We start from the raw sequence: 15110 nt of genomic DNA on the forward strand, positions 1-15110 counted from the left end.
CTGCCACACGCCCTGGTGCCGGGGCCCGCGCTCAGCCGGCGGGGCGGGCAGGGCGCCGTCGTCCGGCTCCCAGTTGTGCGGCCGCGAGGTCAGGCCGAGGAGGTAGGTGACCGTGCACTCGAGCGCGACCGCGAGCTCGGGCAGCCGGGCGATGTCGACGCCCTGCCCGTGCTCGATCGCCGAGAGGGTCCGGTTGGTCGCGGTCACCCCGAGTCCGGAGAGCCGGTCGACAACGTCGCGCTGGGTGAGGCCCAACTGGCGACGCCGCTCCGCGATCTGGAGCGCGCACACCCAGTGACGTTGTCGGTTGAGCATCGCCGCACCCTTCGTCACGGTGGACTGGCGGAACGCGCGATCCTCTTGCCGCGTGGGTCTTCTCAACCGGCCGGCCGTCGGAGCAATGTCGCGAGGTCTAGGCGACAGCGCGAGCGTAGGGCTACGACTCCCCGGTGTCGACCCGCAGAAGGCTTTCCTCAGGCTCCTTCCAGGTGTATTTCCACGTTCACGGTGACCGGGTCGGCCAGGCGCAGTGCACCGAGCATCGCCCGGTAGGGCTTGATGCCGAAGTCGGACTGAATTACCTCGCCGCTCGCCTGCCATGTAGAACTTGAGGATTCGTCGAATTTCAGCCGGAACGGCTTCGTGATTCCGTGCAAGGTAAGGCTGCCCTCAATCTCTCCCGACGCGGTCGACGGCGGAAGTCCCTTCGCGGTGAAGGTCACCGTCGGATGCCGGTCCACCTCGAGGGCCTTCCCGGCGTTCTTCGCGATCTCGGACTTGTCCTTGTCGCTGAGTTCGGATACTCCGCCAGTCCCGGAAACGATCGTGATCGATGTCAGGTCGATCTCCACCTCGAGCGTCGAGGCGGCCGGGTCCTCGGGATTCGCGGTGAGGGTGCCGGACCAGGACGGCAACTCGATGAGGAGGTCGTGCCCGACCTTCGCCGCCAGCCCTTCGCGGGTGGTGCGCAACTGGATCCGGCCGTGCTGCGGCCCGAGTTGGTGAGTCCCCGTCAATGTCGCCATGGGCGAACGGTACTCGCGCAACCAGGGCTGACAGGGGTCCGGAAATCCAGGATTCCCGGACTCCGGTAATCGTCGAATTCTACAATTCCAGGAGTCGTGAATTCGGGCCCAAATTCGTTGCGAAATAGCACTTCGGGGTCTGGCTAATTCGCTAATGGTGCGAGTAGCGTCCAGCGGTATCTGCTTATTCCGAGGCCCGAATTGGCCGCGCCGTCCGAGGATTCGGATCGAGCCGCGAGCCTAGGGCGAGGAGGTACGCCGCGGTGACCACAGCAACGGACGAAGGGGTCGTCCACATCCTCTGGATGAACGGAGGGTTGGGGTGCGACGGCGACTCGGTCGCCCTGACGGCGGCGACGCAGCCGAGCATCGAGGAGATCGTCCTCGGTGCCCTGCCGGGCCTGCCGAAGATCGCGGTCCACTGGCCGCTGATCGACTTCGAGTGCGGCCCGGAGACCGGCGCCGACAACTTCATCGAGTGGTGGCACAAGGCCGACCGCGGTGAACTCGAGCCGTTCGTGCTGGTGGTCGAGGGATCGATCCCCAACGAGGAGCTCAACAAGGACAACGGCGGCTACTTCTGCGGGTTCGGCAACGACCCCGCGACGGGTCAGCCCCGCACGACCAACGAATGGATCGACCGGCTCGCCTCGAAGGCGACGGCGATCATCGCGGTCGGCACCTGCGCCACCTACGGCGGCATCCACGCGATGCAGGGCAACCCGACCGGCGCCATGGGCGTCCCGGACTATCTCGGCTGGGACTGGAAGTCCAAAGCCGGCCTGCCGATCGTGTGCGTCCCGGGCTGTCCGATCCAGCCGGACAACCTCTCCGAGACCATCACGTACCTGCTCTATCAGGTGGCCGGCCAGGCCCCGATGATCCCGCTGGACGCCGAGCTGCGCCCGAAGTGGCTGTTCGAGGCCACTGTGCACGAGGGCTGCGACCGCGGCGGCTACTACGAGCAGGGCCAGTTCGCCACCGAGTACGGCCAGCCCACGTGCCTGGTCAAGCTCGGTTGCTGGGGACCGGTCGTCAACTGCAACGTCCCCAAGCGCGGCTGGATGAACGGAATCGGCGGCTGCCCGAACGTCGGCGGTATCTGCATCGGCTGCACCATGCCCGGCTTCCCCGACAAGTTCATGCCGTTCATGGACGAGCCGCCCGGCGGCAAGGTCTCCTCCGCCGCCAGCTCGGCCTACGGGGTCGTCATCCGGACCATGCGCAAGTTCACGATGGACACCCTCAACAAGGAACCCAAATGGCGAGTTCGCGGACCCGAGCTCAAGACCGGCTACAAGAAGGGTCAGTGAGCTAGGTGACCACCACGACGAGCAAGCCCGGCAGCTACCTGAGCACCAAGGGCGACGAGTCCAACCTGACCGAGATGGCGTGGGACCCGATCACCCGCATCGTGGGCAGCCTCGGGATCTACACGAAGATCGACTTCAAGCAGAAGGTCGTCGCCGAGTGCTACAGCACCTCGTCGATCTTCCGCGGCTACAGCATCTTCATGAAGGGCAAGGACCCGCGCGACGCGCACTTCATCACCAGCCGCATCTGCGGGATCTGCGGCGACAACCACGCCACCTGCTCGGTCTACAACCAGAACATGGCGTACGGCGTGCACCCGCCGGCCCTCGGTGAGTGGCTGATCAACCTCGGCGAGGCCGCGGAGTACATGTTCGACCACAACATCTTCCAGGAGAACCTGGTCGGGGTGGACTACTGCGAGAAGATGGTCGCCGAGACCAACCCCGGCGTCCTCGAGCTCGCCAACCGCACCGAGTCCCCGCACGCCGGCGAGCACGGCTATCGGACCATCGGCGACATCATGCGGTCGCTGAACCCGCTTGAGGGCGACTTCTACCGCGAGGCCCTGCAGGTATCGCGCTACACGCGTGAGATGTTCTGCCTGATGGAGGGTCGGCACGTCCACCCGTCGACGCTGTACCCGGGCGGCATCGGCACCACGCCGACCATCCAGTTGCTGACGGACTACTACACCCGACTGATGCGGTACGTCGAGTTCATGAAGAAGGTCGTGCCGTTGCACGACGACCTGTTCGACTTCTTCTACGAGGCGCTGCCGGGCTATGAGAACGTCGGCCTGCGCCGCACCCTGCTGGTCTGCTGGGGCGCGCTGAACGACCCGGCGCACTGCGACTTCAAGTACGAGAACATGACGAACTGGGGCCGCAAGGCCTTCGTCAGCCCCGGCGTGGTCGTCGACGGCAAGTTGCACACCAACGACCTGGTGGAGATCAACCTCGGCATCCGCATCCTGCTCGGTAGTTCGTACTACCAGAGCTGGGAGGACCAGCCGATGTTCGTCACCAAGGACGCGCTCGGCAACCCGGTCGACCGCAACCACCCGTGGAACCAGACCACGATCCCGGACCCGCAGAAGCGCAACTTCGACGACAAGTACAGCTGGGTCATGTCCCCGCGCTGGTTCGACGGTAAGGACCACCTGGCGACCGACACCGGCGGGGGACCGCTCGCGCGCCTCTGGGCCACCGCGCTCGGCGGCCTCGTCGACGCCGGCGGCTTCGTGAAGGCGACCGGGCACAGCGTGCAGATCAATTTGCCCAAGACGATGCTGAAGCCCGAGGCCAACTTCGAGTGGAAGATCCCGAAGTGGAGCAACGCCCTCGAGCGCAACCGCGCCCGGACGTACTTCCAGGCCTACGCGGCGGGCTGCGCGCTGCACTTCATGGAGATGGCGCTCGCCGAGGTGCGGGGCGGCAACACCAAGACCTGGACCCCGTTCGAGGTCCCGGACGAGGCGTTCAGCTGCGGCTTCACCGAGGCCGTCCGCGGGGTCCTCAGCCACCACATGGTGATCAAGGAAGGCAAGATCGCCAACTACCACCCGTACCCGCCGACGCCGTGGAACGCCAGCGTGCGCGACACCTACGGGACGCCCGGCCCCTACGAGGACGCGGTACAGAACACCCCGATCTTCGAGGAGAACTCGGCGGACAACTTCAAGGGCATCGACATCATGCGGGCGGTGCGCAGCTTCGACCCCTGCCTGCCCTGTGGTGTCCACATGTACCTCGGCCCGGGCAAGACGATCCAGACCATGCACAACCCGGCGGTCATGCCGCAGATTCTGGCGACCTGACGATGCCTCCGGTAGGCAACGATGTCGGCTCACGGGTCGAGGCCCTGCTGGCGCAGCTGCAGCGGCAGGGCGGCGACACCGCGGCCGCGACCGGCGAGGAGCTGGTGCGAGAGCTCGTCTCCTTCTACGGCGAAGGGCTCTCGCACATCGTCGGCATCATCGCCGAGGACAACCCCGAGGTGCTGGCGGCCCTGATCTCCGACCGGCTGGTGGAGAGCCAGCTCATCCTGCACGGCCTGCACCCTCTGTCCGCGGACCAGAGGATCGAACGGGCCCTCGACGAGATCCGTCCGTATCTCGGCTCGCACGCCGGCGGCGTGGACTACCTGGGCATCGACGAGCATGGCATGGCCCACCTGCGACTCGATGGCAGCTGCAGTGGCTGCCCGTCCTCGACCGTCACCGTGAAGCTGACCATCACCGACGCCGTGCTCGGGGCGGCGCCAGAGCTGGTCGGCATCGAGGTCGAGGGGCAGACGGCCCTGCCGGACAAGCTCCTGCAGATCGGCCGCCGGCCCGGCAGCGACACCCCGGTCACGGCGTCCGTCGCGGCGCCGCCACCGATCTGGCTTCACCCCTCCGCGCGCGACCTGCCGGCCGACGGCTTCGCTGCCCTGGCGGATCTCGAGGGGCGCACCATCCTGATGGCCCGGCTCGGCGAGACGTACTTCGCGTATGCGGACCGCTGCCCGTCCTGCGACCACTCGCTGGCGGGGGAACCCGGCGGGGTGGCACTGGAGGGCGACGTGCTCGCCTGCCGGTCCTGCGGGGTGCGTTACGACGCGCGCCTGGCCGGCCGGGCGATCGACCGGCCGCGGCTGCACCTGGAGCCGTTGCCGCTGCTCGACGACGTGTCCGGGATCCGGATCGCCCTGATCCCCGCCGCGGTCTGATGGACGGGGTCCGCGGGCTCCGGCGGTTCGTCGGACCATCCGCTCCGGCACTGCCGTTCACCTTGTCCCAACCCAGGCCGCGCGGTGAGGGCTGCGAGATGTGCAACGCCGATATGGGCGAGGTGCACTCGCACGTCGTCAACATCGAGACGCGCAGCCTGCTCTGCACGTGCCGCCCCTGCTACCTGCTGTTCACCCACGGAGGGGCCGGCAAGGGCAACTTCCGGTCGGTGCCGGACCGGTATCTCGTCGACCCCGACTTCCAGCTCTCGCACGCCCAGTGGGAGGAGTTGCAGGTCCCGGTCGCGATGGCGTTCTTCTTCCAGAACTCCGCGCAGGGTCGGGTCATCGCCCAGTACCCCAGCCCGGCCGGGGCGACGGAGTCGCTGCTCGACCTGACCGCCTGGGACACGATCGTCCGCGACAATCCGCTGGCGGCCGAGCTGGCCCCGGACGTCGAGGCGCTGATCGTCTACCGGACGAAGGACGGCAACGCGAGCTATCTCGTCCCGATCGATGCCTGCTACGAGTTGGTCGGTCGGGTGCGGATGCACTGGACCGGTTTCGATGGCGGCCCCGAGGCGCGCAAGGACATCGCGGACTTCTTCGAGCGGGTGGCCCGGCTCAGCCGGCCCCTGGTTCACAGCGACGGGGTCAGCCGGGGGGCCGGCGGTGGTTGATCTCTCCTTCGCCTGTATCGACGTCAGCTCGGACCCCTACGCGGCCGGGCCGACGTTGGTCTTCCGGCTGCGGGTCAGCGAGTCGACCGGCGAGCGGATTCATGCCCTCGGGCTGCGCGTGCAGATGCGGATCGAGCCGCAGAAGCGCCGGTACACCCCGGCCGAGTCGGCCAAGCTGAACGACCTGTTCGGCGACCCCACGCGCTACGCGGACACCCTGAAGCCGGTGCAGTTCGCGATGGCCTCGATCATGGTGCCGAGCTTCACGGGCGACATCGAGGTCGACCTCCACGTCCCGTGCACCTACGACATGGAGGTCGCCTCGACCGGCTATTTCCACGCGCTGGAGGAGGGCTCGATCCCGCTGCTGATGCTGTTCAGTGGGACCGCGATCGCCAAGGGCACGACCGGCTTCAGCGTCTCGCAGGTGCCCTGGAACCTCGAAGCCACCTACCTGCTGCCGGTCAGCGAGTGGCGCGCGATGATGGAGCGCTTCTTTCCCAGCGGCAGTTGGGTGCGCCTCGGCCGGGAGACCCTCGCGGCGCTGGGTGCCTTCAAGAACACGCGGGCGCTGGCGACGTGGGAGCAGGCCGTCGACGCGCTGCTGGCCGAGGCCAGCCGGCCCACGGAGCTCTTGCCGTGACCACCGTGGGCACGGACGTCTTCGCGACGGCCCGTCAGGTGGCCGACGCCGTGCTGTACGAGGGCTACGTGCTCTACCCGTACCGGGCCTCGTCCTCCAAGAACCAGACCCGGTGGCAGTTCGGGGTGATCATGCCGCCGGGGTACGTGGCGTTCGATTCCTCCGAGCGATCCGCGACCCGGACCGAGGTCGTGTTCGAGGCCAAGGCCGATGCCGAGCTCACCCTCTCGCTGCGCTTCCTGCACGTCGCCCACCGCACCGGTGGCGAGATGCCGGACTGGGACGAGACCGCCGAGCGCCAGGTCGACCTCACCGTCGCGGTGGACGCCCTGCGCGCCGCCGCGCACACCGAGTTCTTCGAGTTCGCCGGCGAGCTGCGGCTGGAGGACGGCGTCTCGCGCGAGACGCACCCGGTCGCCGGCGCCATGGTGCTGACGGTCACCGAACTGCCGGGCCCGTACGGTGCGCTGCGGCTCACCGTCGAGGTGCAGAACCGCACCGAGGCCACCGCACCCGACCGCGATCTCGCGCTGCGGCACGCGCTGATCTCCGCGCACTCGATGTTCGCCCTCGACCGCGGCCGGTTCCTGTCGATGACGGACCCGCCGGAGTGGGCCAAGCCCGAGGTGAAGGCCTGCCGCAACGAGGGGACCTGGCCGGTCCTGGCCGACGGCGACCGGGTCGTGCTGTCCTCGCCGATCATCCTCGGCGACAACCCGGAGATTGCCCCGGAGAGCCCGGGCGACCTGTACGACTCCACCGAGATCGACGAGATCCTGATCCTGCGCACGATGACGCTGACCGACGCCGAGAAGGCGGAGGCGCGCGCGACCGACCCGCGGTCCGCGGAGCTGATCGACCGGGTCGACGCCCTGCCGCAGGAGCAGCTGGACCGGCTGCACGGGGCCCTGCGCTACCTGCGCCATGTCACCGGCGAGGCGCCGGCCGCCGGACCCGCGATGTCCCAGCCGGACGAGCCCCCGACGTACATGGTCCCCTCGGCGCCGTGGTGGGACCCGGGCGCGGACGCGTCGGTCAACCCAGACACCGACTCGATCATCATCGACGGCGTGCGGGTGGGCCGCGGCAGCCGCGTCCGGCTCCGGCCCGGCAACCGGCGCACCGATGCGCAGGACCTGTTCCTGCGCGGTCGGCTCGCCACCGTCGAGGCGGTGTTCTTCGACGTCGACGACGCGCAGCACCTCGGCGTGACCGTCGACGACGACCCCGAGCTGGCGGAGATCTCCCGCGCGCAGGGCCGGTTCCTGTACTTCGCGCCGGACGAAGTGGAGCCGGTTCAATGACCGCGCGGATGCTGGTGGCCGGGGTCGGCAACATCTTCCTGACCGACGATGGGTTCGGTTCCGAGGTGCTGCGCCGGATGGCCGGCACCCCGACGCCGCCGGACGTGCACCTGCTCGACGCCGGCATCCGCGGGGTGCACCTGGCGTACCAGTTGCTCGACGGCTACGAAGTGCTGGTTGTGGTCGATGCTGCCCAGCGCGGCCATGCCCCCGGAACGGTCACCTTGGTCGAGGTGGATCCGAACGAGGTGCCCGACAACTCGGCGCAGGTCGCCGACGGGGAGGCGCCGTTGGTCGACGCCCACGGCCTGGAGCCCGGCGCGATCCTGTCGATGCTCGGCTCCCTAGGCGGGGCGGTGCAGCAGGTGTACCTCGTCGCGTGTGAGCCGGCCTCGCTGGACGACGGCATCGGCCTGAGCCCGGAAGCAGAGGCCGCCGTCGCGCCCGCGATCTCGCTCGTCGAACAGCTGATGTGGAAGGAGGTGTCCCGATGATCGTGCGATTGGTGAAGGCAGCGCTACTGGCTGGAACCCTTGCGGCGCTCATTCAGTCAGTCCCGGATGTGAAGCGCTACCTGGAGATCCGGTCCATGTGAACAACTCGGCCAGACAGGAGTAGGTAGATGGAGACCGTGGTCGGATTCGCCGTCGGATTCGTTGTCGGTACCAAGGAGGGTCGGGCCGGGCTCGCCAAGATCAAGGAGTCCCTGGCCTACATCCGCGAGTCGAAGGAGATGCAGAACCTTGTCGGTACGGCCCTCACCGTCGTGTACCCGATGATGAAGGAGCTGACCGCAGGTTCCGGCAGGCACGCCTGAGGCGGGGTAGCTCCGAATGCCGGGCGCGGCCGGTGAACCGGGCGCGCGCGGTCGACAGCGGTCGACCGTGCGCGGCGTCGTTCAGGGCGTCGGTTTCCGGCCCTTCGTCTACGCGCTCGCCCGCGACCTCGGCCTGTCGGGCTCCGTCGGCAATACCGCCGGCGGAGTCGTGATCGAGGTCGAGGGTGCGCAGTCCGGGCTGACGGCGTTCACCGCCCGGCTGCGTTCCGACGCGCCCCCGCTCGCCCGGATCACCGGCGTGCTCACCGAGGTCATGTCGTGCCGCGGGGGCACGGAGTTCGTGATCACGGACTCCACCGGGGGCACCGGTCGCACGTTGGTCTCGCCGGATGTCGCCACGTGCGACGACTGCCTCGCCGAGCTTGCCGACCCGGCGGACCGCCGGTACCGCCACGCCTTCATCAGCTGCACCAACTGTGGGCCGCGGTTCACGATCGTGGTCGACCTGCCCTACGACCGGCCCGCGACGACGATGGCGGACCTACCGCTGTGCGGTACGTGCGCGGCGGAGTACGCCGATCCCGGCGACCGGCGGTTCCACGCCCAGACCGTCGCGTGCCGCGACTGCGGGCCCACCCTGACGCTCCGTCAGCCCGGGGAGCCGGACCGCGTCGGCGACGACGCGCTCGCGGGCGCCCGCGAACTGCTCAGTGCCGGTGCGATCGTCGCGGTCAAGGGCCTCGGCGGCTACCACCTGGCCTGCGACGCCGGCGACGAGGCGGCGGTCGCGGCGCTGCGCAAACGCAAGGACCGCGGCGACAAGCCGTTCGCGGTGATGGTCGCAGACCTGGCCGCCGCGGAAGCGATAGCCGAGCTGTCCGCTGCCGAGCACGACCTGCTGACCGACTTCCGCCGCCCGGTCGTGCTGCTGGCCCGGCGTGCCGGGAGCGCGCAGCTCGCCGCGGCGGTCGCCCCCGGCAGTCCGGACGTAGGGGTGATGCTGGCGTACACCCCGGTGCACCACCTGCTGTTCGGGCTGTCCGGTGACGAGCCGGGACCGGCCGCACTGGTGATGACCAGCGGCAACGTCTCCGGCGAGCCGATCGTGATCGACGACGAGGTGGCACGGACCCGGCTCGGTGGGCTGGCGGACGCCTGGCTCGGCCACGACCGGCCGATCCACGTGCCGTGTGACGACTCGGTGGTCCGGGTCGCCGGTGGGGTCGAGCTGCCGGTGCGGCGTTCCCGCGGGTACGCGCCCTTGCCCGTCGCGTTGCCGGTGCCCGTCCACCCCGCGCTGGCCGTCGGCGGGGACCTGAAGAACACCTTCTGCCTCGGCGAGGGCGGCTACGCGTGGCTGTCGGCGCACGTCGGCGACATGGACGACCTGGCCACGTTGCAGGCGTTCGAGGCCGCCACCGCGCAGCTGTCCGCCGTGACCGGCGTCCGGCCGCAGTACGTCATCGCCGACCGTCATCCGGGCTACCGCAGCGCGGCGTGGGCGGAGCGCTGCGGGCTGCCCACCCGCCTCGTGCAGCACCACCACGCGCACATCGCCTCGGCGATGGCGGAGAACGGGCTCGACGGCACCGAGCGCGTGATCGGGTTCGCCTTCGATGGCACCGGCTACGGCGACGACGGTGCCGCCTGGGGCGGCGAGGTGCTGATCGCCGACTACGACGACTTCACCCGGGCCGCGCACCTGCGCTACGCGTGGCTGCCGGGCGGGGACGCCGGGGTGCGCAACCCGTGCCGGATGGCGTTGTCCCACCTGCACGCCGCCGGGGTCGCCTGGGACCCGCGGCTGCCCAGCGTCGCGGCCTGCAGTGCCGACGAGCTCGCCGTGCTGCCACGCCAACTGGAGAGCGGCCTGGCCTGCATCCGCACCTCGAGCATGGGCCGGCTCTTCGACGCCGTGTCCTCCCTCGCCGGGGTGTGCCACCGGATCGCGTACGAAGCAGAGGCGGCCATGCGGTTCGAGGGCCTGGCTCGCGGGGCTCTTTCCAGCTGCGGCCCGGCCTATACGTTCGCGGTCCGGCCGGACGCAACTGACGCGGGCCCAGCTCTGCTCGACCCGTCGCCCGTGCTCGCCGCGATCACCGCCGACGTCCTGGCCGCCGCCGATCCGGCAGTGATCGCGGCCCGGTTCCACCTCGCCGTCGCGGACCTGGTCGCGGAGGTCGCGGTGGACCTGCGCGCCCGCACCGGCCTGAACACCATTGCGCTGTCCGGCGGTGTGTTCCTCAACGCCCTCCTGAGCACCCTGTGCGCGGAACGCCTGACCGCGCAGGGCTTCCAGTGCCTGCGGCACCGGAACGTCCCACCGAGTGATGCGGGTCTGGCCCTCGGCCAGCTCGTCATTGCGGCCCGCGTCACCGAGCAAGTCGAGGAGACCCCGTCATGTGCCTAGCTGTGCCCGGCAAGGTGCAAAGCATCTGGGAGAGGGACGGCAAGCGGATGGCGACCGTCGTCTTCGGTGAGGGCGAGAAGGAGGCTTGCCTCCAGCTCGTCCCGGAGACCGAGGTCGGTGACTACACGATCGTGCACCTCGGGTTCGCGCTGCAGCGGATCGACGAAGCCACTGCGCTGCGCACCCTCGCGCTCTTCCAGGAGATGGGCGAGATCGAGGCCGACTTCGCCGACCCCTCGGCCGCGGCCGCGGAAGCGTCCGGCTGGGCCGAGCAGCAAGTTGCGTGGGAGAGGAGCGCTCAGTAGCTCCCAGTAGCGCGGCCCTCAGGCCGTCAGCCTGCGGTTGGTCTTCTCGATCTGGGAGAGCGTGCTCGTCTGCAGCCGGGTGACCTGCTCGGCGGAGAGGCGGTCGCACAGCCATTCCCAGTGCAGGGAGACCTGGTCGCCGGGCGCGACATCCGGCAGGAAGCTGAGCCCGTCGACGGCCACTGCGACGGTCTCCTGCTCCGCTTCGGACAGGCTCAGCACGGTGCCGTCCCAGACGAGCCGCTGCGCCGAGACCACGATCTGCTCGCCGTCCCGGGACAGCACGGTGCCCCACCGGATCCGGCACCGGTCGAGCACCTGCACCGGGTGGTCCGGAGTGGGCCCGGGCGGAGCGGGGGCGAGACATGCACCGAACCGGCCCAGGAACCGCGTCCACGGGTACACGCCCAACACGTGGAAGCCGTGATCGCCGGCGGCCTCGGGGATCAGGTCCGGCGTGAGGTGCGCCCAGTAGTGCTGGGCCTCCGGGGCAATGCGGGCGAGCAACTCCTCGCCGAACTCCGTCGAGCTGATCTCCTCGTTGACCCCGCCGCCGAGCCAGTACGACTCGACGATGCGCCGGTCCAGCGGGTCGTCGATGCCGGTCAGCTTCGCCAGCACCTCCAGGTAGTGCCAGGCCCCGGAGAACCGCCGGGCCGCCGCGCGGACGTCGACCTCGGCGGCGTGCGCCGCGTCGATCCCCGCGGTGGCCAGGGTCGCGGATTCCGCTGGCCCGCAGTACCCGAGCTTGTTGGGCGCGTAGGCGTACTGGGCGAACAGCCGCGCGCCGCTCATGTCGTCTCCGCCACGGACTTCGTCCTCGCGGAGCCGCATTCGGCGTTCATGATTCGCTCGCTGCGCTCGCTCAAGCCCCGCTCTGCCCCACCAACTGGGCGGCATCGCGGTGCATCCGGCCGAAGTTGTAGTACGCCGCGCAGGCCCCTTCCGGCGAGACCATGCAGGTGCCGATCGGCGTCTCCGGGGTGCACGCGGTGCCGAACACCTTGCACTCCCACGGCTTGAGCACGCCCTTGAGCACCTCACCGCACTGGCACGCCTTCGGGTCGGCGACCCGGATGCCGGGCATGTCGTAGAGCCGCTCGGTGTCCCACGCCGCGAAGTCGGCGTTGAGGCGCAACCCGCTTTGGGAGATGAAGCCGAGCCCGCGCCACTCGAAGTGCGGGCGCAGTTCGAAGACCTGGGCCATCAGCGAGAGCGCGGCCGGGTTTCCGTCCTCACGCACCACGCGCCCGTACTGGTTCTCGACTTCGCAGCGGCCCTCGCGGATCTGCCGGAGCAGCATGGCGACCGAGGCGAGGATGTCCAGCGGCTCGAAGCCGGCCACCACGATCGGCTTGCCGTAGACCTCCGGCACGAAGCGGTAGGGCCGGTTGCCCACCACGGTGGAGACGTGACCGGGCCCGAGGAACCCGGACAGGCGCATGTCGGGGGAGTCCAGGATCGCCTTGAGCGGCGGCACGATCGTGACGTGGTTGGAGAACACGCTGAAGTTCGTCACCCCGAGCTCGCGGGCCCGGATCAGCGTGACGGCCGTCGACGGCGCTGTCGTCTCGAACCCCACCGCGAAGAACACGACCTTCTTCGTCGGGTTGTCGACGGCGAGCTTGAGTGCATCGAGCGGGGAGTAGACGAAGCGGACGTCGGCGCCGCGGGCCTTGGCTTCGAGCAGGCTGCCCTTCGAGCCCGGCACGCGCATCATGTCGCCGAAGGAGGTGAAGATGACGTCCGGCTGCTCGGCGAGCCACATCGCGTCGTCGACCCGGCCCATCGGGATCACGCACACCGGACAGCCCGGGCCATGCACCAGTTCCACGTTCCGCGGCAGCACGTGCTCCAGGCCGTGGCGGTAGATGGTGTGGGTGTGGCCGCCGCACACCTCCATGAACTTGAAGTGTTCCGCGTCGGGCGCGCTGGGATCGGCCATGTCCTCGATGGCGGCCAGCAACAGCCGCGCCGCCGCCGGGTCCCGGAACTCATCGACGAAACGCATGCGAGGTCCTCTCGTGGTGGGCGGCCGGTCGGCCCGGGTTCACAGGAGCGCAGAGCTGTTGAAGGCGGCTATCTCGTCGCGGTAGGCCTCGCCGAGTTTCTCCATCGCCTCCAGCGTCAACCGCGCCTCCTCCTCGTCGATGTTCGCCATGGCGAACCCGACGTGCACCAGCACCCAGCCCCCGGGCTCCGGCATCTCCTTCTCGAGCAGGCGGACGCTGATGATCCTGCGCACGCCGCTGACGTCGACCTTCGCCAGATGATTCTCGGCGTCGGTGATCTCGATGATCTGGCCCGGAATTCCCAGACACATGTCCTGCTCCTAACAGATTCTCGGCAGCGGGTCGCCGACGAGCATGTCCACGATGCGGGTGCCGCCGAACTGCGTGCGCAGGGCGACGGTGGCGCCGATCTTGTCGGTGATCTCGCCGATCACGACTGCGTCGCCACCGAGGGGATGCGCCCGCATCGCGGCCAACGCGGCGTCGGTCTCGGCGGGGTCGAGCACCGCGAGGAACTTGCCCTCGTTGGCGACGTAGAGCGGGTCGATGCCGAGCATTTCGCAGGCCCCGTGGACGGCGGGGCGCACCGGCAGCACCCGCTCGTCGAGCACGATGCCGAGCCCGGTGACCTGGGCCAGTTCGTTGCAGACGGTGCCGACCCCACCGCGGGTCGGGTCGCGCATCCAGCGGGTCGAGGGAGCGGCGGCCAGCATCGTCTGCACCAGGTCGCTGACCGAGGCGGTGTCGGAGCAGATGTCCGCCTCCAGCTCGAGGCTCTCCCGGGCCAACATCACCGCCATGCCGTGATCGCCGATGTACCCCGAGATGACCACCTTGTCGCCGGCCTGCACCCGGTCGGCGGCCAGCCGGCGGCCGGCCGGGATCACCCCGACGCCGGCGGTGGTGATGAAGAGGCCGTCCGCGGCGCCGGTCGGGACGACCTTGGTGTCCCCGGTGACGATCTGGACCCCGGCGGCCAGGGCGGCCGCCGCCATGTCGGCGACGATCTCCTGCAGTTCGGAGATCTTGAAGCCTTCCTCCAGCACGAACGCCGCGGAGAGCCAGGACGGGCGCGCGCCGGCCATCGCCAGGTCGTTCACGGTGCCGTGCACCGCGAGGTGCCCGATCGAGCCGCCGGGGAAGCGCAGCGGCTGCACGACGAAGGAATCGGTGGAGAAGGCGAGCCGTTCCCCGCTGGGCAACGTGAGCACCGCCCCGTCCCCGAGTTGCACGAGCTGCTCGTTGCGGAACCCCTCGACGAAGACGGCGTCCACGAGGGCAGCCGAGGACTTCCCACCTGCTCCGTGCGACATCGTGATGATCTCGTCGATCAGCCGCGGGCGGCGCTTTCGGAACGCCTTGATCCGTTCGATGACCTCGTTCTCGGCGAACGACGGCCCGGAATGCTGCACCGTCGCGTCTGGCAAGGTCACAGTCCGCACGGTCATCGGGTCTCCAGTTCGGTCAGGTGATCGTGCACGGCGGCCCAGAGGTGGTAAGCGAGCAGGGCCTGTGACTCCTGGATGCGGTGCACGCTCTGAGAGCGCACCGTCAGGCAGACATCGACGTCGCGGCTGTCGGCGAACTGTCCGCCGTCATAGCCCGCGAACCCGACGGTGTACATGCCCCGCTGTTTCGCCTCGGCGAACGCCACCGTGAGGTCCCGGGAGCTGCCGCTGGTGGACATGGCCACCGCGATGTCCCCGGGGCCGGCGCGCGCGATCAGCTGGCGCGCGAACACCAGGTCGAAGCCGACGTCGTTGCCCAGCGCGGTGAGCACGGCCTGATCCGCGGCGAGCGACCACGCCGGCAGCGCCCGGTTCAGCGGTGGGTGCGCGAACAGCGCCGCGAGGGTGGCGGCGTCGGTGGAGCTGCCCCCGTTGCCGAAGGTGAACAGCCGGCCGCCGGCGGCGAACCGCCTGGCCAGCTC

17 protein-coding genes are annotated in these 15110 nt (G+C 69.5%); 10 read left to right on the forward strand and 7 right to left on the reverse strand.

Annotated elements, in window-relative coordinates; genetic code table 11:
- Positions 1–315, reverse strand: a 315-nt coding sequence (locus H0X00_RS12510) for a helix-turn-helix transcriptional regulator (RefSeq protein WP_293771302.1), incomplete at its 3' end; no start/stop codon positions are given.
- 158 nt (positions 316–473) lie between these two features.
- Positions 474–1025, reverse strand: coding sequence for a YceI family protein (locus H0X00_RS12515; RefSeq protein WP_293771304.1), 552 nt, complete (start codon positions 1023–1025; stop codon positions 474–476).
- 305 nt (positions 1026–1330) lie between these two features.
- Here H0X00_RS12515 and H0X00_RS12520 point away from each other — a divergent pair, with 305 nt between their 5' ends.
- The 10 genes from H0X00_RS12520 to H0X00_RS12565 all read left to right on the forward strand — a co-directional run bounded on the left by H0X00_RS12520 (position 1331) and on the right by H0X00_RS12565 (position 11168).
- Complete coding sequence (locus H0X00_RS12520) at positions 1331–2338, forward strand: hydrogenase expression protein HypE (protein WP_367186589.1); 1008 nt, start codon at positions 1331–1333, stop codon at positions 2336–2338.
- A 74-nt stretch (positions 2339–2412) separates the two neighbouring features.
- Complete coding sequence (locus H0X00_RS12525) at positions 2413–4155, forward strand: nickel-dependent hydrogenase large subunit (RefSeq protein WP_367186590.1); 1743 nt, start codon at positions 2413–2415, stop codon at positions 4153–4155.
- Positions 4156–4157: 2 nt separating this feature from the next.
- Positions 4158–5048, forward strand: coding sequence for a NifU family protein (locus H0X00_RS12530; protein WP_293771311.1), 891 nt, complete (start codon positions 4158–4160; stop codon positions 5046–5048).
- A gap of 98 nt (positions 5049–5146) precedes the next feature.
- Positions 5147–5728: a DUF5947 family protein gene (locus tag H0X00_RS12535; protein WP_293771314.1), complete on the forward strand. Its 582-nt coding sequence runs from the start codon at positions 5147–5149 to the stop codon at positions 5726–5728.
- Positions 5721–6371, forward strand: a complete 651-nt coding sequence (locus tag H0X00_RS12540) for a DUF6084 family protein (RefSeq protein ID WP_293771316.1) — start codon at positions 5721–5723, stop codon at positions 6369–6371. The genes H0X00_RS12535 and H0X00_RS12540 overlap by 8 nt, the downstream gene beginning before the upstream one ends.
- Positions 6368–7675: a hypothetical protein gene (locus H0X00_RS12545; protein WP_293771318.1), complete on the forward strand. Its 1308-nt coding sequence runs from the start codon at positions 6368–6370 to the stop codon at positions 7673–7675. Before H0X00_RS12540 ends, H0X00_RS12545 begins: the two co-directional genes overlap by 4 nt.
- Positions 7672–8169: a hydrogenase maturation protease gene (locus H0X00_RS12550; RefSeq protein ID WP_293771320.1), complete on the forward strand. Its 498-nt coding sequence runs from the start codon at positions 7672–7674 to the stop codon at positions 8167–8169. The genes H0X00_RS12545 and H0X00_RS12550 overlap by 4 nt, the downstream gene beginning before the upstream one ends.
- A 128-nt stretch (positions 8170–8297) precedes the next feature.
- Positions 8298–8492 carry a hypothetical protein gene (locus H0X00_RS12555; protein ID WP_293771322.1) on the forward strand — a complete coding sequence of 65 codons (195 nt, stop codon included), beginning with the start codon at positions 8298–8300 and terminating at the stop codon, positions 8490–8492.
- 16 nt (positions 8493–8508) lie between these two features.
- Positions 8509–10863, forward strand: coding sequence for a carbamoyltransferase HypF (gene hypF, locus H0X00_RS12560; RefSeq protein ID WP_367186588.1), 2355 nt, complete (start codon positions 8509–8511; stop codon positions 10861–10863).
- Positions 10854–11168 carry a HypC/HybG/HupF family hydrogenase formation chaperone gene (locus H0X00_RS12565; protein ID WP_293771325.1) on the forward strand — a complete coding sequence of 105 codons (315 nt, stop codon included), beginning with the start codon at positions 10854–10856 and terminating at the stop codon, positions 11166–11168. Before hypF ends, H0X00_RS12565 begins: the two co-directional genes overlap by 10 nt.
- An 18-nt stretch (positions 11169–11186) precedes the next feature.
- On the opposite strand, the gene H0X00_RS12570 is transcribed toward H0X00_RS12565, so the two are convergent.
- The 5 genes from H0X00_RS12570 to H0X00_RS12590 form a co-directional block, all read right to left on the reverse strand.
- A complete protein-coding gene (locus H0X00_RS12570) occupies positions 11187–11963 on the reverse strand; it encodes a DUF6390 family protein (protein WP_293771329.1) in 777 nt (258 codons plus the stop codon).
- Between the two features lie 70 nt (positions 11964–12033).
- The gene (gene hypD / locus H0X00_RS12575) at positions 12034–13179 is read right to left on the reverse strand and encodes a hydrogenase formation protein HypD (RefSeq protein WP_293771332.1); all 1146 of its coding nucleotides are present in this window, start codon (positions 13177–13179) and stop codon (positions 12034–12036) included.
- A 39-nt stretch (positions 13180–13218) separates the two neighbouring features.
- Positions 13219–13491: a HypC/HybG/HupF family hydrogenase formation chaperone gene (locus H0X00_RS12580; RefSeq protein ID WP_293771335.1), complete on the reverse strand. Its 273-nt coding sequence runs from the start codon at positions 13489–13491 to the stop codon at positions 13219–13221.
- Between the two features lie 9 nt (positions 13492–13500).
- On the reverse strand, positions 13501–14613 hold the full coding sequence (gene hypE / locus H0X00_RS12585) for a hydrogenase expression/formation protein HypE (protein ID WP_293771337.1): 1113 nt from the start codon (positions 14611–14613) through the stop codon (positions 13501–13503).
- Positions 14614–14624: 11 nt separating this feature from the next.
- Positions 14625–15110 (reverse strand): SIS domain-containing protein (locus H0X00_RS12590; RefSeq protein WP_293771340.1); only part of this gene is annotated, 486 nt, incomplete at its 5' end.

Origin of the sequence: Sporichthya sp., assembly GCF_013815995.1 — a bacterium.
In the GTDB taxonomy this organism is placed as follows: domain Bacteria; phylum Actinomycetota; class Actinomycetes; order Sporichthyales; family Sporichthyaceae; genus Sporichthya.